Annotated in this window: 16 protein-coding genes and 1 riboswitch; of the genes, 13 read left to right on the top strand and 3 right to left on the bottom strand. The window is 71.6% G+C overall.

Annotation, left to right across the window (positions count from 1 at the left end; genetic code table 11):
* Positions 1-8 precede the first annotated feature (8 nt).
* The 4 genes from RL72_RS11645 (at position 9) to RL72_RS11630 (ending at position 3,955) form a co-directional block, all read left to right on the top strand.
* A complete protein-coding gene (locus tag RL72_RS11645; protein WP_428838625.1) occupies positions 9-803 on the top strand; it encodes a uroporphyrinogen-III synthase in 795 nt (264 codons plus the stop codon).
* On the top strand, positions 800-1,804 hold the full coding sequence (gene hemB, locus RL72_RS11640) for a porphobilinogen synthase (RefSeq protein WP_045251001.1): 1,005 nt from the start codon (positions 800-802) through the stop codon (positions 1,802-1,804). The genes RL72_RS11645 and hemB overlap by 4 nt, the downstream gene beginning before the upstream one ends.
* A 111-nt stretch (positions 1,805-1,915) precedes the next feature.
* Complete coding sequence (hemL, locus tag RL72_RS11635; protein ID WP_045251000.1) at positions 1,916-3,238, top strand: glutamate-1-semialdehyde 2,1-aminomutase; 1,323 nt, start codon at positions 1,916-1,918, stop codon at positions 3,236-3,238.
* Between the two features lie 261 nt (positions 3,239-3,499).
* The gene (locus RL72_RS11630) at positions 3,500-3,955 is read left to right on the top strand and encodes a hypothetical protein (RefSeq protein WP_045250999.1); all 456 of its coding nucleotides are present in this window, start codon (positions 3,500-3,502) and stop codon (positions 3,953-3,955) included.
* Positions 3,956-4,057: 102 nt separating this feature from the next.
* Here the strand turns inward: RL72_RS11630 and RL72_RS20455 are convergent, their stop codons facing one another.
* Complete coding sequence (locus RL72_RS20455) at positions 4,058-6,508, bottom strand: ATP-binding cassette domain-containing protein (protein ID WP_248700457.1); 2,451 nt, start codon at positions 6,506-6,508, stop codon at positions 4,058-4,060.
* A gap of 110 nt (positions 6,509-6,618) precedes the next feature.
* On the opposite strand from RL72_RS20455, the gene RL72_RS11620 reads away from it, so the two are divergent.
* The 4 genes from RL72_RS11620 to RL72_RS11605 all read left to right on the top strand — a co-directional run bounded on the left by RL72_RS11620 (position 6,619) and on the right by RL72_RS11605 (position 12,351).
* Positions 6,619-7,710 (top strand): enoyl-CoA hydratase/isomerase family protein, encoded by a 1,092-nt coding sequence (locus tag RL72_RS11620; protein WP_045251028.1) that lies wholly within the window; start codon positions 6,619-6,621, stop codon positions 7,708-7,710.
* Between the two features lie 125 nt (positions 7,711-7,835).
* The gene (locus RL72_RS11615; protein WP_052674346.1) at positions 7,836-8,162 is read left to right on the top strand and encodes a hypothetical protein; all 327 of its coding nucleotides are present in this window, start codon (positions 7,836-7,838) and stop codon (positions 8,160-8,162) included.
* Positions 8,163-8,359: 197 nt separating this feature from the next.
* The gene (locus tag RL72_RS11610) at positions 8,360-10,087 is read left to right on the top strand and encodes an ABC transporter ATP-binding protein (protein WP_045250998.1); all 1,728 of its coding nucleotides are present in this window, start codon (positions 8,360-8,362) and stop codon (positions 10,085-10,087) included.
* A 38-nt stretch (positions 10,088-10,125) separates the two neighbouring features.
* Positions 10,126-12,351, top strand: a complete 2,226-nt coding sequence (locus RL72_RS11605) for an ABC transporter ATP-binding protein (protein WP_045251026.1) — start codon at positions 10,126-10,128, stop codon at positions 12,349-12,351.
* A gap of 117 nt (positions 12,352-12,468) precedes the next feature.
* Here the strand turns inward: RL72_RS11605 and RL72_RS11600 are convergent, their stop codons facing one another.
* Positions 12,469-14,277 (bottom strand): hypothetical protein, encoded by a 1,809-nt coding sequence (locus tag RL72_RS11600; protein ID WP_052674344.1) that lies wholly within the window; start codon positions 14,275-14,277, stop codon positions 12,469-12,471.
* 188 nt (positions 14,278-14,465) lie between these two features.
* Positions 14,466-14,575, top strand: a riboswitch (TPP riboswitch).
* On the opposite strand from RL72_RS11600, the gene RL72_RS11595 reads away from it, so the two are divergent.
* The 3 genes from RL72_RS11595 (at position 14,571) to RL72_RS11585 (ending at position 17,570) form a co-directional block, all read left to right on the top strand.
* Positions 14,571-15,209, top strand: a complete 639-nt coding sequence (locus tag RL72_RS11595; RefSeq protein WP_045250997.1) for an ECF transporter S component — start codon at positions 14,571-14,573, stop codon at positions 15,207-15,209. It overlaps the preceding riboswitch by 5 nt.
* A 1-nt stretch (position 15,210) precedes the next feature.
* The gene (locus RL72_RS11590; protein ID WP_082072338.1) at positions 15,211-16,698 is read left to right on the top strand and encodes an ABC transporter ATP-binding protein; all 1,488 of its coding nucleotides are present in this window, start codon (positions 15,211-15,213) and stop codon (positions 16,696-16,698) included.
* Positions 16,695-17,570, top strand: coding sequence for an energy-coupling factor transporter transmembrane component T family protein (locus tag RL72_RS11585; protein WP_082072337.1), 876 nt, complete (start codon positions 16,695-16,697; stop codon positions 17,568-17,570). Before RL72_RS11590 ends, RL72_RS11585 begins: the two co-directional genes overlap by 4 nt.
* A 51-nt stretch (positions 17,571-17,621) precedes the next feature.
* Here RL72_RS11585 and RL72_RS11580 read toward each other — a convergent pair whose 3' ends face one another.
* Positions 17,622-18,236, bottom strand: coding sequence for a TetR/AcrR family transcriptional regulator (locus tag RL72_RS11580; RefSeq protein ID WP_045250995.1), 615 nt, complete (start codon positions 18,234-18,236; stop codon positions 17,622-17,624).
* A 198-nt stretch (positions 18,237-18,434) separates the two neighbouring features.
* Between RL72_RS11580 and RL72_RS11575 the strand changes: the two genes are divergently transcribed.
* Positions 18,435-19,745: an MFS transporter gene (locus tag RL72_RS11575; RefSeq protein ID WP_045250994.1), complete on the top strand. Its 1,311-nt coding sequence runs from the start codon at positions 18,435-18,437 to the stop codon at positions 19,743-19,745.
* Positions 19,746-19,759: 14 nt separating this feature from the next.
* The gene (locus tag RL72_RS11570; RefSeq protein WP_045250993.1) at positions 19,760-21,541 is read left to right on the top strand and encodes a glycoside hydrolase family 3 protein; all 1,782 of its coding nucleotides are present in this window, start codon (positions 19,760-19,762) and stop codon (positions 21,539-21,541) included.
* Positions 21,542-21,603: the final 62 nt, after the last annotated feature.

The raw sequence follows: 21,603 nt of genomic DNA, 5'->3' as shown, positions 1-21,603 counted from the left end.
CGATGATGATGACTGAATCGAAGCAAGAGGCCAAGCCGCTCACCGGCTGGCGCGTGCTCGTGCCGCGCGGCGGCCCCTGGGGCGACGGCGTCGCCGCCAGCCTGCGCGCCCAGGGCGCGGTCCCCGTGGTCGCCCCCCTGATCAACTTCGCGCCGACCAACGACCAGGCCGCCCTCGACGACGCCCTGGTGAAGCTCGAGCACGGCGAGTTCGACTGGCTCACGATCACCAGCGCGACCACTGTCGACGTGCTCTTCGCGCACCGGGCCGAGATCCCCTCGACGACCAAGATCGCCGCCGTCGGCGAGACCACCGCCGCCGCCCTCATGGCGGTCGGCTACCACGTGGATCTCGTGCCGGAGGACGACAACTCCGCCGAGGGCATGGCCCGCCAGATCATCGCCCTGGAGCCGGAGCCCAAGAGGATCCTGACCCTGCGCAGCGAGATCGCGAAGCCGCTGCTGACCAAGTCGCTCAAGAAGGCGGGACACCACGTCTCGAGCGTGGTCGCCTACCGCACCGTCGGCGTCCCGGTCACCGAGCGGATCATGCGCGACGTCCAGAACGGGCGGATCAACGCGATCCTCGTCACGAGCGGCTCGGTGGCGGAGCAGGTGCGCGCGCAGTTCCCGGACATCCCGGACACCACGCTCCTCGCCGCGATCGGCCCGCGCACCGCAAAGGACGCGAAGAAGGCCGGCCTGCCGATCACGGTCGTCGCGGACGCGCAGACCGTCGACGCGCTGATCGAGGCGGTCTCGCACTTCACGCTCCCGCACGCCGCCGACGAGTTCGCCCCGTGAGCGGCGGACTCGGCGCCTCGGCCGGTTTCCCCGACGTCCGCCCGCGCCGGCTGCGGCAGTCCGCAGCGGTGCGGTCGCTCGCGCGCGAGACGGATCTGCTCCCGCGCCACCTGGTGCTCCCCGCCTTCGTGCGCGAGGGCCTCACGGATCCGACGCCGATCGGGTCCATGCCGGGCGTCCTGCAGCACACGGTCGACTCGCTCCGCCGCGCCGCGGCGGAGGCGGCGGAGGCCGGCGTGACCGGCATCATGCTGTTCGGCGTCCCCGCGGTGCGAGACGCCGTGGGATCCGGGGCCGACGACCCGGACGGGATCCTCAACCTGGCCACCGCCGCGGTGGCGGCGGAGGTCGGCGACGCGCTCGTCGTGCAGACCGATCTGTGCCTGGACGAGTTCACCGACCACGGCCACTGCGGCGTGCTCGCCGCCGACGGCTCGGTCGACAACGACGCCACCCTGGAGCGGTACGTCGCCATGGCGCTCGCCCAGGCGCGCGCAGGCTCGCAGTTGCTCGGGCTCTCCGGGATGATGGACGGCCAGGTGGCCGCCGTGCGGCACGCGCTGGACGCGGAGGGCTTCCAGGACGTGCTCCTGCTCGGCTACGCCGCGAAGTACGCGAGCGCGTTCTACGGCCCGTTCCGCGAGGCCGTCGACTCCCAGCTGCAGGGGGACCGTCGCACGTACCAGCTCGACCCGGGCAACCGGCGCGAGGGCGTGCGCGAGGCGCTTCTGGACGAGGCCGAGGGTGCGGACGTCGTCATGGTGAAGCCGGCGATGGCCTTCCTCGACGTGCTGCGCGAGGTGCGCGACGCCGTGCGGGTGCCCGTGTGGGCGTACCAGGTCTCGGGCGAGTACGCGATGATCGAGGCCGCCGCGCAGAACGGCTGGCTCGACCGGGAGCGCACGATCCTGGAATCGCTCCTTTCGATCCGCCGCGCCGGCGCCGATGTCGTGCTGACGTACTGGGCGACCGAGGCCGCGCGCTGGATCGCCCGCGGCTGAATCGGCCCACTGCATTCACAGCGCGCACATGGGGGGATCGGGGGCCCGGATGGAGCCACGTGCGCGCTTCGAGACGATGAGGAGCACCGGCTCCCTAGGGAGAATGGACCCATGACCGACCGCAATGACGACCTGTTCGACGCCGCCCGCGCTGTGATCCCCGGAGGGGTGAACTCGCCCGTGCGCGCCTACGGCTCGGTCGGCGGCACGCCGCGGTTCCTCGCCCGCGCCGAGGGCGCCACCGTGACCGACGCGGCCGGCTCCGTGTACCTCGACCTCGTCGCGTCGTGGGGTCCGGCACTGCTCGGGCACGCGCACCCGGAGATCGTCGCCGCGGTGCAGGAGGCGGCGACCCGCGGACTGTCGTTCGGCGCCCCCACTGAGGGCGAGGTCGAGCTGGCCGCGCTCATCGCCGATCGGGTGCGGCACGGCGAGGTGCGCCCCGTCGAGCGCGTGCGCCTGGTCTCCACGGGCACCGAGGCCACGATGACCGCGATCCGGCTCGCCCGCGGCGTCACCGGCCGTGACCTCCTCGTGAAGTTCGCCGGTCATTACCACGGGCATTCGGACGGGCTGCTGGCCGCCGCCGGATCCGGTGTCGCGACCCTCGCCCTTCCCGGATCCGCGGGCGTCCCGGCGCCGATCGCGGCGCAGACGCTCGTCATCGACTACAACTCCCCGGAGGCGCTCGCCGCGGTGTTCGCCGAGCACGGCGACCGCATCGCCGCCGTCATCGTGGAGGCCTCGGCGGCCAACATGGGCGTGGTCGCGCCCGTTCCGGGCTTCAACCGCCTGATCGCCGAGACCACGCACGCGCACGGCGCGCTGATGATCCTCGACGAGGTGCTCACCGGCTTCCGCGTGCACCCCGCGGGCTTCTGGGGTCTGCAGCAGGAGGCGGGGGAGGAGTACCTCCCCGACATCATCACGTTCGGCAAGGTCGTGGGCGGCGGGATGCCGCTCGCCGCGCTCGGCGGCCGCGCGGAGGTCATGGACCGCCTCGCGCCCACCGGCCCCGTCTACCAGGCGGGCACCCTGAGCGGGAACCCCCTCTCGGTCGCCGCGGGCCTCGCGACGCTGCGGCTCGCGACCCCCGAGGTCTACGCGCGGATCGACGCGGCGGCGGCGCGGCTGTCGACGGCGCTGGACGGCGCGCTGACCGCGGCCGGCGTCGTGCACGCCGTGCCCCGCGCCGGCAACCTCTTCGGCGTGGCCTTCGCCGAGCGGGCGCCGCGCGACTACGCCGAGGCTCAGGCGCAGCAGGTGTTCCGGTACGCGCCGTTCTTCCACGCGATGCGTGAGCAGGGCGTCGCCCTCCCGCCCAGCGTCTTCGAGGCCTGGTTCCTCACCGCCGCCCACGGCGAGGCCGAGCTCGCCGCGATCGAGGCGGCCCTGCCTCGGGCGGCTGAGGCCGCGGCGCGCGCGACCGCCTGACCAGCCCCTCCCTTCGCTCGCTGGGTCGCCCCCGGCACTTCGCTCGCTTGCCGCCTCCCGCACTTCGCTCACTCGTCGCAGATCGCGGTTCAGCGCCGCGGAAAGCCGCAATCCGCGACGAGCGAGCAAAGAGGGGGGATGTGGGTCGGGGCGACGGACGCGGGCGGGGATGCCGGATTGTGGATCCCCGCCAGTGCGATCGTTGCCGTCCTGTGAGGTGCCTCGCGGGCGGATCCGCGACGGCGCTGGCAGACTGGAGGAATGGTGACGCTGCTGCTGGACCGGACCCGCCTCGAGGTGGAGCTGTCTCCGCTCGAGCGCGCCGTCTCGTTCCGCCGCGACAACCTCCACATCGCCCGCGAGGCGATCGTGAAGGTGCAGCTCACCGATGACGCCTGGACCTGGCTCCGCGGCGTCGGCAGCCCCGGCACGCATGTGCCGCTGGTGCTCGCCGCGGGCACCTGGAAGTCGGCGAACGGCGACGACTTCGTCCTGATCCGGCGTCATAAGCCCAGCGTCGTGATCGATCTCGAGGGGGCGGAGTTCCAGCGTCTCGTCCTCACCACGAGGCACGGCCTCGCGCTCGCCCAGGCGCTGCGCCTGGATGCCACGAGCGAGCTCGCCGAGGTGACCGACATCGCCGCCACCGGCGCGATCCCCGTCGCCGAGCCGGCCAAGCCCTCCCGCAAGCGCAAGCCGGCGGTCCGCCCCGCCTGAGCCGGTGCCGATGCCGCCGCCGTGGCGACGCGTGCACCGTCCCGGAACGCCGAAGCGGCGACCGTCCTCGGACGATCGCCGCTTCGCGAGCCTGTGCCGGGGTCAGTTCCCGTGGTGCTCCGGGTGCTGCCCGTCGTCGTTGCGGTCGCCCTCGTGGTGCTCCTCGGGGGCGTGCTCGCCGTCCGCGTGCTCCCCCTGGGCGTGCTCGTCGGGGGCGTGCTCGTCCGCTGCGGGCTGCTCCTCGCGCTCCTCGGCGGCGGGCTGCTCGTCGGCGGCGGGTCCCGGCGTGTACGACGGGGCGTCATCGGTGTAGAAGGCCCGGGCGGCTGCGGCCAGCGATGCGCTGACGGCGGCGGCGCGCGGATCCTCGTCGTGATGGATCTCGCCCTGCGTCACATCCTCGAGGTCGTCGTCCTCCTCGGGCGTCTCGTCGAGGATCACCTGGATCTCCTGCGTGCGGCCCTCGGCCAGGGCCGCGAAGATCTCGATGCCGGCGATCTCCGTGGTCTCGGTGCTGGGCTCGGGAGTGGCGAACTCGTCGTCGGCGTGAGGAGTCGTGATCACGGTCGTCGCGGCGGTCGGGGCGTCGTCCACCTCGTGGCCGGCATCGTCCGCAGGTGCTTCGTCCGCAGACGTTTCGTCCGCGGTGTCCTGCGCCTCGCCGTCCTCGGATGCCGCGGCGGGTTCCGCGTCCTCGGGGGCGTCGTCGTCCTCGGTGGACTGCACCGCCGAGGGCACGCCCGTGATCAGGTCGTCGAACGACACCGAGGTCGCCTCCGCCGGGATCGTCAGGGCGGCGGTCTCGAAGGAGCCGAGAGCGGAACCCTCGGCCTCATCCGCCGCGTCGGCGTCGTGGGTGAGCGGAGCGTCGTGCTGCGGCTCTCCGGGGGTGTAGTCGGCCGCGACCGGGGCGGTCAGCGCGATGCCCGCGGCGATCGTGCTCTCGTCCTCGCCCCCCTCGGTGGGCTGCTCCTCCGCAGTCTCGGCCTGCTCGCCCTCCCCGTCGTCGGTCGCGGCGGTCTCGGATCCGACCTTGTCGTCGACCTCGGATCCGTCCGCCTCCGAGGCGGCTTCGGAGTCCTCGTCGTCCTCCGCGGACGCCTCTCCGTGCTCGTCGCCCTGGGGTGCCTCGTCGTCGTCCTCGGCCGGCGCCTGCTCGGCGTCGGCGGATCCCTCGGCGGCCTCACCGTCCGACGGAGCCACGCCGTCCGACGAGGTCTCCTCGGATCCTTCTGCGGCATCCGCTCCCGCCGGGGCGGCCTCGTCGCCCTCATCGCCCGCGTCGTCGGCGGCGACGGACGCGCGCTCATCGGAGCCCTCGGAGCCCTGGGCCTCCTCTTCGCCCTGGGCGCTCTGCGCGGCGGCGAACTCGGCGGCCTCGCGGCGGGTGGTCGGGATCGCGACGGTGCCGGCCTCGGCGGCCGCCGGGCCGGTCTTCTCGAACAGGCCGGCGACGCCCGCACCGGTGGCGGCGACGGCGGGCACGGCCACAGCCGCGCCGAACAGTCCGGCCGACGGCGTCCCGTCCTCCGCGGCCGGAGCTCCCGCGCCCTCGGCGTCGGCGTCCGGGGCCGCTGCGGCCTCTGCCGCGTCGTCCGTGGCGGGGGTCTCCTCCGCGGCGGGCGCCGTCAGCACCGGGACGGACCCGGTGAGGGGATCGCGGCGGCCGTGCACGAGGTCGAGGAAGACCTCCTCCAGGCTCGGTCCACGCTGCTGCAGTGTGGTGAGCGCGAGACCGGCGGACGCGGCGACGGCGCCGACCGCGGCGGCGTCGGTGTTGTGCACCGTGAGCCCCGAGCGCAGCACGTCGAAGGTCAGCCCGGCCTCGCTCAGGGCGGTCGTGAGCGCGGCGCGGTCCTCCGCGTCGACGACCACGGAACCCGTCGTGGGATCCGACAGCTTTCCGATGCTGTCCGCATACACCAGGCGGCCCTTGGAGAGCACGAGCACGTTGTCGGCGATCTGCTCGATCTCGCTCAGCACGTGCGAGGAGACCAGAACGGTGCGGCCCTCGTCGGCGAGGCGCCGCATGAGCAGACGCATCCACCGGATGCCCTCGGGATCCAGGCCGTTCGCCGGCTCGTCCAGCACGAGCGCACCGGGATCGCCCAGAAGGGCGCCCGCGACGCTCAGGCGCTGGCGCATGCCGAGGGAGTAGGCGCCGATGCGCGTCTCGGTCTCGTTCTGCAGACCGACGAGCGAGAGGACCTCGTCCACGCGCGACAGCGGGATCCCGTTCGCCTTGGCCGCGATGGACAGCTGGCGGGGCGCCGTGCGACGGGGCCGGTAGACGGCCTCCTCGAGCACGGATCCGATGGTGCGGAGCGGGTGGCGCAGCTCGGCGTGCGAGACGCCGCCGATGGTCGCAGTGCCGGAGGTGGGCCGGATCTGGCCGAGCAGCATGCGCAGCGACGTGGTCTTGCCCGCCCCGTTGGGACCGAGGAAGGCGGTCACCGCGCCGGGCTCGATGCGGGCGGAGAGGTCGTCGACGGCGGTGAGAACGCCGAAGCGCTTCGTCGCATGCGAGAACTCGAGCACTTGTCCGTCGGTCATCCGCGGCCTCTCATCGATACGGCAGTACCCCTCTATCCTGCCGGATGGGGAGTGAAAACGCAGGTTGATCCGGGCCATTCCGCCTGATTGGGCGCGGTAACGTGGCATCCGTGAGCACTGTCGAAGAGGCCCCGTCCGCCGCCGTCGTCGAGCCCGAGGTGTTGGTGCGCACCGATGGGGCGCTGGGCAGGATCACGCTCAACCGGCCGCGCGCGCTGAACGCGCTGAACGTCGGTATGATCCGCGCGGTGCACGCCGCGCTGGACGCCTGGCGCGATGACAGCGACATCGAGATCGTCTTCATCGACGGCGCGGGGGAGCGCGGGCTGTGTGCGGGGGGCGACGTACGAGAGCTGCACGCGCAGATCACGGCCGGTCGCAGCGCCGACACGGTCGACTTCTTCCGCGAGGAGTACGCGATGAACGCCGCCATCGCCGAGTACCCCAAGCCGATCGTCGCGGTCGCGGACGGCATCACGATGGGGGGCGGCATCGGCGTGGCCGGGCACGCCGCCATCCGCGTCGTCACGGAGCGCTCGCAGCTCGCGATGCCGGAGGTGCGGATCGGCTTCACCCCCGACGTGGGCGGCACCTGGCTGCTCGCCCGAGCGCCGGGACGCCTGGGCGAGTATCTGGCCCTGACCGCCGGGACGATGGACGGCTCCGACGCGCTGTACGCGGGGTTCGCCGACTTCTTCGTGCCGTCGGAGCGCATCGACGCGCTCCGGGACGCTCTCGCGCACCGGGCGGATCCGACCGGGCCGAGCGAGATCGTCATGCTGTTCGACGAGACGCCGGAACCGTCCGCGCTCGCCGCGCAGCAGGGGTGGATCGACGAGGCCTTCTCCGCGGACACGGTGCCGGAGGTCGTCGCGCGCCTCCGGGCGCTTCCGGGCGAACCGGACGGGGCGGCGGCGACCGCCGACCTGCTCGAGTCGCTCGCGCCCACCGCCCTCGTCGTCACGCTCGACGCCGTGCGCGAGGCCCGCGCGATGGCGTCGGTGCGCGATGCGCTGGCGGGGGAGTACCGCCGGGTGCTGTGGTTCGTGCACCACCACCCGGATCTCGTGGAGGGCATCCGCGCCCAGCTCGTCGACAAGGACCGCAACCCGCGCTGGGATCCGCAGACGCTCGCCGACCTCACCCCCGACGCCGCCGCCGAGGCGCGCGACTACGTGCCGCCCGTCCCGCTCTGGAGCTGAGCGCGGTCCGCACAGCCGCGCACCTGGTCGGGCAGTCCACCGGTCGCGGACAGGGGTGCGACTCCTTCCGTTCCGTCGCCTATCGTCGCTGGTGCAGCGCCCGGGGGACGCGCAGAATGGAGGGCATGTACATGTCCGTCGAGCTCATCGGGGTGGTGGTCACGGCGTTCGCCGTGCTGGTCACCCTCGGCAGCGGCATGTTCGCAGGTTTCGCCTGGGTGGTCCGCAGGATCGACGGGGTCGAGGGAAAGCTGTCGGCGCGGATCGACGGGGTCGAAGGAAAGCTGTCGGCGAGGATCGACCGGGTCGAGGAGACGCTGTCCGCCCGGATCGATGGAGTAGACGGTTCCCTTTCGGCGCGCATCGATGGGCTGCAGGCGGAGCTGACCGAGGTCAAGATCGGGATCGCGCGGCTCGAGGGGCCGCGCCCGCACCTCATCGTCGGGCGCTGAAGCCCCGGTCCCGGGTTCCTCAACCGGATCCGGAAATATCGGCGGAGCAGGGATTCGTTCGCCGTCAGCGAAGATTCGAGCGGATCCTCCTCACGGGGGATGTGAATGTCGGCGCCTCGTGGCAGGGTGTTTCCTGGCCGATTCTCGGCCGATCCTCTTCCCCCTGGGAAGTCCGCTCCCAAAAGGAAAGTCCGCCTGTGCTCGGAAAGATCCTGTTCCGCTATCTGTCGCGGTACAAGTGGCTGCTGCTCGGCGTGCTGGTGTTCCAGTTCGCCAGCGCCCTGGCCTCCCTGTACCTGCCACGGCTCAATGCCGACATCATCGACAAGGGCGTCGCGAAGGCCGATACCGGCTTCATCTGGTCGCACGGCGCCCTGATGCTCGCCGTATCGCTCGGCCAGATCATCGCCTCCGTCATCGCCACGTACTTCGCGGCGCGTGCAGCGATGGGCGCCGGTCGCGACATCCGCGCCGACGTGTTCTCCCGCGTGAGCGGATTCTCCGAGCGCGAGGTCTCGCAGTTCGGCGCCGGTTCGCTGATCACCCGCAACACCAACGACGTCCAGCAGGTGCAGATGCTGGCGATGATGGGCTCGACGATGTTCGTCACGGCCCCGCTCCTCGCCATCGGCGGCATCGTCATGGCCGTGCAGACCAACCTCCAGCTGAGCTGGCTCATCGCGGTGTCGGTGCCCGTGCTGCTGATCGTGGCCGGCATCATCATCGGCCGCATGGTTCCGCTGTTCCGCAGCTACCAGGGCAAGCTCGACAACGTCAACCGCATCATGCGCGAGCAGCTCACCGGCGTGCGCGTCGTGCGCGCCTTCGTGCGCGAGCGCATCGAGGAGGAGCGCTTCCGCGGCGCGAACACCGACATCATGGTGGTCGGACGCAACGTCGGTTCCCTGTTCGTGCTGCTGTTCCCGCTGTTCATGCTGATCCTCAACGTCACCATCGTGGGCGTGATCTGGTTCGGCGGCATCGAGGTCGACAACGGCAACGTCGAGGTCGGCACGCTGTTCGCGTTCATGCAGTACATCGGGCAGATCATGATGGGCGTCATCATGTCCAGCTTCATGGCGATGATGATCCCGCGCGCCGCGGTCTCGGCCGAGCGCGTCGGCGAGGTGCTCGACGCCGAGCAGACCATGAGCCGTCCGGTCGACGGCGTGGTGCGGTTCCCGGCACCGGGCGCCGTCGCGTTCGACGACGTCGAGTTCACCTACCCGGGTGCCGAGTCGCCGGTGCTGACCGGCATCAGCTTCGGCGCGGAGCCGGGTGAGACCGTCGCGATCGTCGGATCTACAGGTGCGGGCAAGACGACCCTCGTCTCGCTGATCCCGCGCCTGTTCGATGTGACCGGCGGCGCGGTGGCGGTCGGCGGCACGGACGTGCGCGAGGCCGACGTCGACGCGCTGTGGAGGAGCATCGGGCTCGTGCCGCAGCGGCCGTTCCTGTTCAGCGGCACGGTCGCCTCGAACCTCCGCTTCGGCAAGGAGGACGCGACCGACGAGGAGCTGTGGGCGGCGCTCGAGATCGCCCAGGCGAAGGACTTCGTCTCGGAGATGCCGAAGGGGCTCGACTCCTCGATCACCCAGGGTGGGACGAACGTCTCGGGCGGCCAGCGCCAGCGCCTCGCGATCGCCCGCGCGATCGTGCATCAGCCCGAGATCCTGGTCTTCGACGACTCGTTCTCGGCGCTCGACCTCACCACGGACGCCCGACTCCGTCAGGCGCTGTGGCGCGAGCTCCCGCACGTGACCAAGATCGTCGTCGCGCAGCGCGTGTCGACCATCACCGACGCCGACCGGATCGTGGTGCTCGAAGGCGGCACGATGGTCGCGGTCGGCACGCACGAGCAGCTGCTCGAGACCAGCGACACCTATCGAGAGATCGTCGAGTCGCAGCTGGGGGTGGACGCATGACCGACAACACCGACAAGAAGGCCGCTCGGGCCGCCCGCATGGAGGCGCGTCGGGCGAAGTACGCCGGCGGTGCCGCGACCGCGACGGCGGAGATGACCGACGAGGAGCGCGAGGAGGCCGAGCAGGCCGAGAAGGCGCGCCTGCAGGGTGGCGGCATGTTCGACGGGCCCGCGCCCGGCAAGGCGAGCCAGTTCGGCCCGAGCTTCAAGCGCATGATCGGGCTGCTCAAGCCCAGCGCCGTGTGGTTCGTGCTCGTGTCGATCTTCGGCGCGATCGGGGTCGTGCTGTCCGTCGCCGCGCCCAAGGTGCTCGGCAACGCGACGAACATCATCTACGAGGGCGTGATCTCCAAGACGCTCGGCCAGCCCAACGGCGACTTCCCCGGTTTCCCCGCGGGCACGCCGAAGAGCCAGGTCGTCGAGACGCTGCGCCAGGGCGGCCAGAACCAGTTCGCCGACATGGTTGCCGCGTTCGGCGACTTCCGGGTCGGCGACGGGATCCACTTCGACCAGCTGCGCTGGGTGATCACCGCGGTGCTGGCGATCTACGTCGGCTCCGCCCTGCTGAGCTGGATCCAGGGCTACGTCATCAACGTCATCATGGTGCGCACGATGTGGCGCCTGCGGGAGGACGTCGAGGCGAAGATCAACCGCCTGCCGCTGTCGTACTTCGACAAGGTGCAGCGCGGCGAGCTGATCTCGCGCGTCACGAACGACATCGACAACATCACGCAGACCATGCAGCAGTCGCTGTCCGGGGCGCTCACCTCGGTGCTCACGGTGATCGGCGTGCTGATCATGATGTTCTCGATCTCCTGGCAGCTGGCGCTCGTCGCCCTCGTGGCGCTGCCGCTGATGGCCGTGATCTTCGGCGTCATCGGGCCGCGCTCGCAGAAGGCGTTCGGCATCCAGTGGAAGAAGGTCGGCCGCCTGAACGCCCGCGTCGAGGAGGCCTTCTCGGGCCACGCCCTGGTGAAGGTGTTCGGCCGCGAGAAGGACGCGCTGGAGAAGTTCCAGGTCGAGAACGAGGATCTGTACCAGGCCGCGTTCAAGGCGCAGTTCCTGTCCGGCATCATCATGCCGGCGATGACGTTCATCGGGAGCCTGACGTACGTCGGCCTCGCCGTGCTCGGCGGCCTCATGGTCGCGAGCGGCCAGATCCGTCTGGGCGACGTGCAGGCGTTCATCCAGTACTCGCAGCAGTTCACCCAGCCGCTGAGCGAGCTGGGAGGCATGGCGGCGGTCGTGCAGTCGGGCACCGCCTCGGCCGAGCGCGTCTTCGAGCTGCTGGACGCGGAGGAGCAGGATCCGGACATCGACGACGCCCCCACCGTCACCGACGGCAAGGGCGTGATCGAGTTCGAGCACGTCGCCTTCTCCTACACGGAGGACCGGCCGCTCATCACCGACCTGTCGTTCCGCGTGGAGCCCGGGCAGACCGTCGCGATCGTCGGCCCGACCGGCGCGGGCAAGACCACGCTGGTGAACCTCATCATGCGGTTCTACGAGCTCAGCGGCGGCCGCATCCTGCTCGACGGGCAGGACATCGCCGAGATGGAGCGGTCGGATCTGCGCTCCCGCACCGGCATGGTGCTGCAGGATCCGTGGCTGTTCGCGGGCACGATCCGGGAGAACATCCGGTACGGCCGTTCCACGGCGAGCGATGACGAGGTCATCGAGGCGGCCAAGGCGACCTACGTCGACCGCTTCGTGCACGCCCTCCCCGAGGGCTATGAGACGAAGCTCGACGAGGACGCGTCGAACGTGTCGGCCGGTGAGCGCCAGCTGATCACGATCGCACGCGCGTTCGTGGCGCAGCCGTCGATCCTCATCCTGGACGAGGCCACGTCGGCCGTCGACACCCGCACCGAGCTGCTGCTGCAGCACGCCATGGCGGCGCTGCGGCACGGCCGGACGTCGTTCGTGATCGCGCACCGTCTGTCCACGATCCGCGATGCCGACCTCATCCTCGTGATGGAGCACGGCGACATCGTGGAGAAGGGCACGCACGAGCAGCTGATCGCGGCCGAGGGCGCGTACTGGCGGCTCTACCAGTCGCAGTTCGAGCAGGCGGCGAGCGACACCGATGCCGACGCCGCACTCGTCACCGGGACCGTCACCGTGCCCGCAGAGGGCTCGGTCGCCTCGGAGGTCGAAGCAGGAGGCGCTGCGGTCGCCGGAGCCGGCTCCGCTCCGGTCGCGGTGGCCGAGCGGGCGGTCGAGTCGGCGGAGGCGGCAGACGCCCCGCGGTCGGACGATCTCTGAGACGCACCGCGATCATCACGGCACGAGCGCCGTCGTCCTGGCCAGGGCGGCGGCGCTCCGTCGTTCTCGCGGTGGCAGATGCCGAGAGCGTCCGACCGCGCGGACGCGCTCGTGCCCCTACTTGGTCAGACCGAACAGCTCGAGAGGGTGACTCAGCCGCCACCAGAGACTCGGTCCCTTCAGCTCGGTGCGCAGCGTGAGCGGCACCGTCGTCGCATCCAGCGGACCCTTGAGGGCGAGCGTCCCGGCCTTCGCGCCGGCCTTCCACGTGTCGCCCAGCGCGAACTTCGTCGTGGCCGACGCCGAAGCGCCGTTCCACAGGGTGACGCGGGCGTCGTCGGCGGCGATGACCTGCGACGTCTCGCCCCAGGCGGTGTCGACCGTGCCGAGCGTCGCACCCTTGGTCACCGTCTGCGGCTGGTTCTTCAGTGCTGCCTCGACGTCGGCGTAGAGCGCCCGTGAGACGTCGACCCGACCCTGATCGCTGCTCTGTCCGAGCGCGGCGACGAAGATGCGCACCGTGGTGGTGCCGTCGGCCACGTCCTTCGCGGAGAGCAGGTTGTACCGGGTGTCGTCGCCGTCGCCGATCGTGCCCGTCTTGATGCCGACGATGCCCGCGTCATCGATCAGGCCGTTCGTGTTCTCCACGATCCCGGCACCGGGCAGCTCGACGCTCTTCTGCTTCACGATCGAGGCGATGACCGGGTTCTTTTCCGCGATTTCGCCCAGCTGGATGAGCGCGCGAGGGGTGGCGACGTTGCCGAAGTCGAAGCCGGAGGGGGTCACGACGCGGATGTCGCCGAGGTCGTGCTGGGCCAGCCACTGATTGGCCGCGGCGGCGTAGTTCTCATTGGAGCCCCAGAGCTCGCGGGCGAGGCGATCGGCGTAGTTGTTGGCGGACCCGAGCAGGATCCCCTCGAACAGCTGGTACTGCGTGAGGGATCCATCCACGGGAACGTCCAGAGCCGACTGATCCTGTCGCAGATAGTTCAGGTAGTCGTCGCTGTCCGCCTGGGTGAACGCGAAGGAGGGGCCCTGCTCCCCGGGCTTCAGAGGCATCTTGTCGAGGGCGATCAGCACGGTCACGAGCTTCGTGATGCTGGCCATCGGGACCTGCTGGTCGGCGGATGCGACCGTGCCGATGCCCTGCACGCTGACCGCGGCGCTGCCGGTCGTCGGCCACGCGGCCGCCGCGGCCGGGGCGGCCACGGGCTGGAACGCCACCGCCGTCGTGGTCGGCTTCACGGCGTTGAGGGGCCAGAGCGCGGTCGTGGCGCCGTAGGCCACGGCGACCGCGAGCAGGCCCGCGATCGGCAGCAGCACGGCGGGCCGGACGAGGCTCCGCCGCGGGGCGTCGGCGAGCAGCGCGGGCGAGGAGGCCGGCTCCGCGGCCGTGGTCGTCGAACCGATGCGGGCGACGTCGACCCAGGCCAGCGCGGCGGTCGGGGTGCGATCGGGCCCGCGGACGAGCGAGGCCGACGGCAGCGGTCGCACCTCGGTACGCGCGGCGCCGGACGTGGCAGCGGGGGCGTCGGCGGAGGCGGCGTCGACGAGGACCGTGCCGGTCGCGGCCGAGGAGGCAGGATCGGCCGGGACGGCAGCGTCGGTCGGCGGGAAGAGGAGGCCGGCCTCGGGGACGGGCGCCGGCGCCGGGAACAGACCCGCGGGCTCGACCGTCTCCGCGGAGTCGACGGCGTCGGCGGCGACGACCGGGCCCCCGGGGACGGGGGCGTCGGTGGCCGGGGCGTTCGGGTCCTCCGGGGGAGGGGCATCGCCTGCGATCGGGTCGTCCGAGGACTCGGCGACCTCGGCCGGGGCGTCGAGCGTCGCGACGGCGGACGCCGAATCCGCTGCGGCGGTCTCGGCCGGGGCGTCGACGAGCTCGGGATCGCCCTGTGCGGCCGCCGGGCCGTCGTCTTCGTTCACCCTCCTACCGTATCTGGAGGCCGTGTCGATCACCGGCAGCCGAACGCCGTTCTGCCGCGGGAATCCGCGCGCACGCCGGTCACCGCGCGCCCCTCGTGCGTTCCGGAGCGGGATCCGGCGCTCCGGAACGGGCGGCGACCGGGTGCGACGCCGCCGGTCGCGGCGCCTCTCGGCCGGGGCTAAGATGGGCGGATCACCACGGGAGTCCGGCGAGCCGGGCTGAGAGGGAGCGAATCGCGCTTCGACCGTCGAACCTGATCCGGATCATGCCGGCGCAGGGAGGAGCAACAGTCATGCATGCAACGGCAACCGCACGCAACGCGAGCACGGGAGCGGTCGCGCGCCGCCTGAACTGGCGGGTCGTCGACATTGTCGTCGCCGCCGTCCTGGGCGTCGCGATCGGCCTGGTCTTCTGGGTCTGGAACACCATCGGCTACGCCTGGTTCTCGGCTGCCGACGCACTCACCCCGGGCCTCGGAGGCATCGCCGTCGGGATCTGGCTGCTGGGCGGCGTCGTCGGCGGACTCGTCATCCGCAAGCCCGGTGCGGCGCTCGTGGTCGAGGTCGTCGCGGCGGTCGTCTCGATGCTGATCGGCAACATCTGGGGAGTATCCACGGTGCTCGAGGGCATCGCGCAGGGCCTGGGTGCCGAGCTGATCTTCGCCGTCTTCCTCTACCGTCGCTTCTCGCTGCCGGTGGCCGCGCTCTCCGGTGTCGCCGCGGCGGTGGGCGCCTGGGTGTTCGAGCTGTTCTACGGCAGCTCGCCGAACATCCTGAAGAGCCTCGAGTTCAACGCGATCTACCTCGGCACCCTCGTCGTGTCGGGTGCGGTGCTCGCCGGCGTGCTCGGCTGGCTGCTGGTGCGCGCGCTCGCCGCGACCGGTGCGCTCAGCCGCTTCGCCGCCGGACGCGAGCTGCGTCGCGAGGTCTGACATGACCGCGGGTGCGGCCCGCGTCGTCGCGGACCGGTGGGGCTGGCGCTACGCCGGCCGCCGCCTGCCCGCGGTCAGCGACGTGTCCTTCACGATCGAGCCCGGCGAGCGCGTGCTGCTGCTCGGCGCCTCCGGCGCGGGCAAGTCCACCCTCCTGACCGGGATGGCGGGGCTGCTCGGCGACGCCGACGAGGGCGAGCGCAGCGGATCCCTTCTCGTCGACGGCGCGGATCCGGAGAGCCGCCGCGGGCGCATCGGCCTGGTGCTGCAGGATCCGGATGCCGGCGTCGTGCTGAGCCGGGTCGGCGACGACGTCGCGTTCGGCTGTGAGAACCTCGGCGTCCCCGCGGCGGAGATCCCCGAGCGAGTCCGACAGGCGCTCGACGCAGTGGGTCTCGACGTGCCGCTCGACCGCCGGACGTCCGCCCTGTCCGGCGGGCAGAAGCAGCGCCTGGCCCTCGCGGGCGCGCTCGCGATGCGGCCCGGGCTGCTGCTGCTGGACGAGCCGACGGCCAACCTCGATCCGGACGGCGTGCGCGAGATCCGCGCGAGCGTCGAGCGGGCGGTCGAGGCGACGGGCGCGACGCTGGTCGTCATCGAGCACCGCACCGGGATCTGGGCCGACCTGATGACGCGCGTCATCGTCGTGGGCGCCGACGGCGGACTGCTCGCCGACGGCACGCCCGCCGACGTCTTCGGCGCGTACGGCGACGCTCTGGCCGACGCGGGCGTGTGGGTGCCGGGCCACCCGGTCGACCTCCCGGTGCTGCCGCCGGCGCCGTCGGCCGGGGAGGGCGTGCTCACGACCCGGGATCTCGCGGTGTCGCGCGACCGCCGTTCCGCGGTGCAGAGCGGCCTCGACCTGACGGTGCCGGACGCTGCCGCGACGGTCATCGTCGGCCCCAACGGTGCCGGCAAGTCCACGCTGGCCCTGACCCTCGCCGGTCTCCTGGATCCGCTGCGGGGGCTGGTGGAGGCCGAGGAGGAGCTCCGCGGGCGACGCGGCCGTCGCCCGTCGGCGTGGACCTCGCGCGAGCTGCTCACCCGCATCGGGATGGTGTTCCAGGATCCGGAGCATCAGTTCCTCACGCAGACCGTGCGCGACGAGCTCGCGGTGGGTCCGCGGGCCCTCGGCTGGGAGGCCCCGCGTGTCGATGCCGTCGTCGACGCCCTGCTCGACCGGCTCGGCCTCACGGCGCTCGCCGCCGCCAACCCGTTCACGCTCTCGGGCGGTCAGAAGCGGCGGCTGTCGGTGGCCACCGTGCTCGCCGCGGCGCCCGCCGTGGTCGTGCTGGACGAGCCGACCTTCGGGCAGGACCGGCGGGGCTGGATCGGGATCGTGAGCCTGCTGCAGGAGGAGATCGCCCGCGGCACCGCCGTGATCGCGGTGACGCACGACGACGACGTGATCCGCCACCTCGGCGGCCACCGGATCGCCCTCGTCCCTGCCGACGCGGCCGACGCGGCCCGGACCGAGGAGGCGGCATGACGCGCCTCGACCTCGGCCGCACACAACGCAGGAGAAACGCCGCCGGTGGGCCCGGATCCGGGGCAGAAGACGCGGGATCTCCTGCATTGCGTCCGGAGGGGGGTCGAGCCGAGGCCGGGGCGTGGATCGACGGGGTCAATCCGGTCACCCGGATCCTGCTGGCGCTGCTGCTGTCGATCCCGCTGTTCGCGTCGATCGACGTGACGAGCGGCCTCGTCGCGATCGGCCTGCAGCTGCTGTGCCTCCCGCTCAGCGGGCTCCGTCTGGGCACCGTGCTGCGCCGGCTCGCGCTGCTGCTCGTCGTGGCGCCGATCGCGGGGATCAGCATGCTGCTCTACGCCGCGCCGGGAGGGAAGGTCTTCTTCAGCTTCGGGTTCGCGCACATCAGCGAGGCGTCGATCCAGCTCGCCGTCGCGGTGTCGATCCGCGTCGTGGCGCTCGGCCTTCCGACCATCCTGCTGTTCGCCCGCATGGATCCGACCGCGCTCGCGGACGCCCTCGCCCAGGTTGCGCACCTGCCCAGCAGGTTCGTGCTCGGGGTGCTCGCGGGCACGCGCATGCTCGGGCTGTTCCTCGACGACTGGCGCACGATGTCGCTCGCCCGCCGAGCGCGCGGCGTGGGCGATCGCGGCGTGCTGCGCCGGTTCGTCACGATGTCGTTCGTGCTGCTCGTGTTCGCCGTCCGTCGCGGCACCAAGCTGGCCCTCGCGATGGAGGCTCGCGGATTCGGATCCGAGATCCCGCGCACGTGGTCGCGTCCGTCGCGGCTCCACGCCCGCGACGCGATCGCGCTCGCGGGCGGGGCGGGCATCATGGCGCTGTCGATCGCGGCGGCCGTCCTGGCGGGCACCTTCCGCTTCGTCTGGTCGTAGGCGCCCTTCGTCTCGCTTCGTGCGCTCAGGGGCCGGGGCTGCCGCGCTCGCTCAGCGGGCGGGGTCGAGCGGCACCACGAGCAGCTCCTGGATGCGGCGGCGCACGGTCTCCGCCATGTCGACCGACGCGGGGTCGAGCAGCCACTGCAGCTGGAGGCCGTCCATGAGCGCGGTGAGCTCGGCGGCGGCGCGGTCCTCGTCGACGTGGGCGGCCAGGTAGCCCGCGGCGCGGGCGTCGCGCAGCGCCTTGGCCGTGCCGGAGCGGATCCTGGCGTAACGCCGCACGAAGTAGTCGTGGGCCGGATGCGCGGGATCCGCCGCCTCGGCCGAGAGCACGGCGTACAGGGCGATGATGCCGCCGACCTCGCTGTTGTGCCGGGCGAGGTCCACCATGCCGCGCAGCACGCCGATGCCGTCCTGGCCCTGGGAGCCGTTGCGCCGGAAACGCTCGCGGTCCTCGCGGTCCCGGGTCTCCAGCACCGCCTCCATCAGCGATTCCTTGGTGGGGAAGTGGTGGGCCAGGCCCGCGCGGGAGATCTCGCAGACCTGCGCGATCTCGAGCATCGTGGCGCTGTTGAAGCCGACGCGTCCGAACAGCGCGGTCGCGGCCGCGATGATCCGCTCCCGCCGGGCCCTGCCCGTGGTGTATCCGCGTTCGGTCGTCATCGGTGTCCCATCGTATGCGTCCCCCGGCGCCGGAGAGGGTCGCGACCGGTGCGCGATCCGCGGCCGGGCACCGCTCTGAACAAAAACCTACACTTGTGCCGGTTTTTCATGCTAGCGTGCGAACAGCCGGTTCCGAGGACGCGTCGAGCGCCTTCGTCGGCCCGACCCGATCCCACCGCTCGCCCCCAAGGACTGACAATGACGTCGACATCATCCGACACGCCCGAAGAGCTGCGTCCGCCCCTCACGGAGACCACGTTCGTGGCCACCGCGTCCGGCGAGGACGACCCGCCCGCCCCGATCAAGGGCGTCCGACGTCTGCTGGGATGGATCATCCCGGCGAACTTCGCGATCTTCGTGATCTGGGGCGCGGTCCCCGGCATCCTGCTGCAGGCGCAGCTCATCGCGATGTTCCCCGACGAGAAGACCCAGGTCGCGAACATCGCGATCGTGTCCACGATCGGCGCGCTCGGCGCGATGATCGCCCAGCCCGCCGCCGGACAGCTGTCCGACCGCACCCGTTCGCGGTTCGGCCGCCGCGCGCCGTGGATCATCGCGGGCGCGATCGTGGGCGGCGCCGCGCTCATCGCCCTCGGCTTCATGAACAGCCTCGCGGGCATCATCGTCGCGTGGACGCTGATCCAGGTCGCCTACAACTTCGCGCAGGGTCCGCTCTCCGCGATCCTCCCGGACCGGGTTCCGGTCGCCCGCCGCGGCACGTTCGCCGCGCTCTCCGGCATCGGCCTCATGTTCGGCGCGCTCGGCGGACAGATCATCGGATCGCAGCTCGCGCACACGATCACGCTCGGCTACATCGTCTTCGCCGTCTTCGCGGTCGTCGTGCTGCTCGGGTTCGTCGTCGCGAACCCCGATCACTCCAGCCTCAACTTCCGGAACGAGCCGTTCAGCTTCGGCGAGTTCCTGCGCACGTTCTGGGTCAGCCCGATCAAGCATCCCGACTTCTTCTGGGCCTTCACGGGCCGGCTGCTGCTGTACACCGGATACTTCGCGGTCACCGGGTTCCAGCTGCTGATCCTGAAGAACTACCTCGGCGTGAAGGATCCCTTCTCCGTCATCCCGCTGCTCGGCATCCTCAGCCTCGTGGGCATCCTCGTCGCGACGGTGATCTCCGGTCCGCTCTCCGACAAGGTGGGCCGACGCAAGCCGTTCGTCTTCGGATCCTCCCTGCTCATGGCGGTCGCGCTGGTGTTCCCGATGATCGCCCCCTCCTACACGTCGTGGATGATCATGACCGTGATCAGCGGCTTCGGATTCGGGATGTTCCAGGCCGTCGACACCGCCCTCATGAGCCAGGTGCTGCCGTCCGCGAAGAACTTCGCCAAGGACCTCGGTGTCGTGAACATCGCCGCGACGCTGCCGCAGACGTTCGCCCCCGGCGTCGCCGGCGCGATCGTGCTGGCATTCGGATACGGCGCGCTCTTCCCGATCGCGATCGTGCTGAGCGTGCTCGGCGCGGTCAGCGTCTGGTTCATCAAGTCGGTCAAGTAGAGGAGAACATCACAATGACGGACACCGTGAACGAAGCCGTGCTGCCCTACCGCGACGCCTCGCTGCCGATCGACGAGCGGGTCGAGGACCTCCTCGGCCGGATGGAGCTCGCCGACAAGGTGGGGATGCTGTTCCACACCATGGCGGCCTTCGCCGAGCTCGAAGAGGGCAACCCGACGTTCGGCCTGCCCTCCCTCGCCTCCATGGTGCGCAAACGCCGGATGAGCCACTTCAACCTGCTCGGCGCCGCCCCGGGCGGACGCGAGTTCGCCGCCTGGCACAACGCCCTGCAGCGCATGGCGCTGGACACGCCGCTCGGGATCCCGGTCACGCTCTCCACCGACCCGCGGCACTCGTTCAGCGACAACCCCCTCACCTCGCTCATGGCGGGGCCCTTCTCGCAGTGGCCGGAGACGCTCGGCTTCGCGGCCCTCGGATCCCCGGAGCGGCTCGAGCGCTTCGCCGACATCGCACGGCAGGAGTACGTCGCGGTCGGCCTGCGCGTCGCGCTGCATCCGCAGATCGATCTGGCCACCGAGCCGCGCTGGTCGCGGATCGCGGGCACGTTCGGCGAGGACGCGGACCTCACGTCGCGCCTCGTGGTGGGCTATATCCGCGGATTCCAGGGCGCCGAGCTCGGCCCCGAGTCCGTGGCGACGATGGTCAAGCACTTCCCGGGCGGCGGTCCGCAGCTCGACGGCGAGGATCCGCACTTCGAGTGGGGCAAGGAGCAGGTCTATCCGGGTGGCGAGCAGGAGTACCACCTGCGCCCCTTCATCGCCGCGATCGGCGCCGGCGCGACCCAGATGATGCCGTACTACGGTCAGCCGATCGGCACCGACTGGGAGGAGGTCGGCTTCGGGTTCAACAAGGACGTGCTCACGGATCTGCTGCGCGACCGGCTCGGCTTCGACGGGATCGTCTGCACCGACTGGGGCCTGCTCACCGACGTCGTCGTGTTCGGCGCCGACATGCCCGCCCGCGCCTGGGGCGTCGAGCACCTCACCCGGCCGGAGCGCATGGTCAAGGCGCTCGACGCGGGGATCGACCAGTTCGGCGGCGAGCTCTGCACCGAGGAGCTCCTCGGTCTCGTCGAACGGGGCGAGGTCTCGGAGGCGCGCCTGGACGTGTCGGTGCGACGGCTGCTGCGCGAGAAGTTCCGGCTGGGGCTGTTCGAGAACCCGTTCGTCGACGAGGAGCACGCGGCCGCCGTCGTCGGTCGTGCCGACTTCGTCCAGGAGGGCCTCGACGCGCAGAGCGACTCGCTCACCCTGCTCACGAACACGGCGGTGGACGGTGGATCCCCGATCCTGCCGCTGACGCGCGGCGTGAAGGTCTACGCCGAGGGCGTCGCCGCGGAGGCGCTCGCCCGATACGCCGACGTCGTGACCGCCCCGGAGGACGCCGACGTCGCGATCCTGCGGATCAAGGCGCCGTTCGAGGACCGGGACCGCGGCGGATTCAGCGACCTCTTCCACTCCGGATCCCTGGAGTTCCCGCCCGAGGAGCACGCGCGACTGACGGCGATCGCCGAGGCCGTCCCCACGGTGATCGACATCTACCTCGACCGTCCTGCCGTGCTCGGCGGCCTGGAGGAGTCGGCGCGCGCCGTGCTCGCCGACTACGGAGCGTCGGACGAGGCCGTGCTGCGGGTGCTGTTCGGCGAGCGCGGTCCGCAGGGCTCGCTCCCGTTCGACCTGCCGCGCTCGGATGCGGCCGTCGCCGCGAGCCGCACCGACGTCGCGTTCGACACCGAGGACCCGACCTTCCGGTTCGGCCACGGCCTGCGGTACTGACGTCCTCATTCCCCGGGCGCCCCGAGATCTCGGGGCGCCCGGCACCACGAACGCGGTCCCCG

Origin of the sequence: Microbacterium azadirachtae (genome assembly GCF_000956545.1) — a bacterium.
In the GTDB taxonomy this organism is placed as follows: domain Bacteria; phylum Actinomycetota; class Actinomycetes; order Actinomycetales; family Microbacteriaceae; genus Microbacterium; species Microbacterium azadirachtae.
This window is presented reverse-complemented; position numbering and strand designations above follow the sequence as displayed.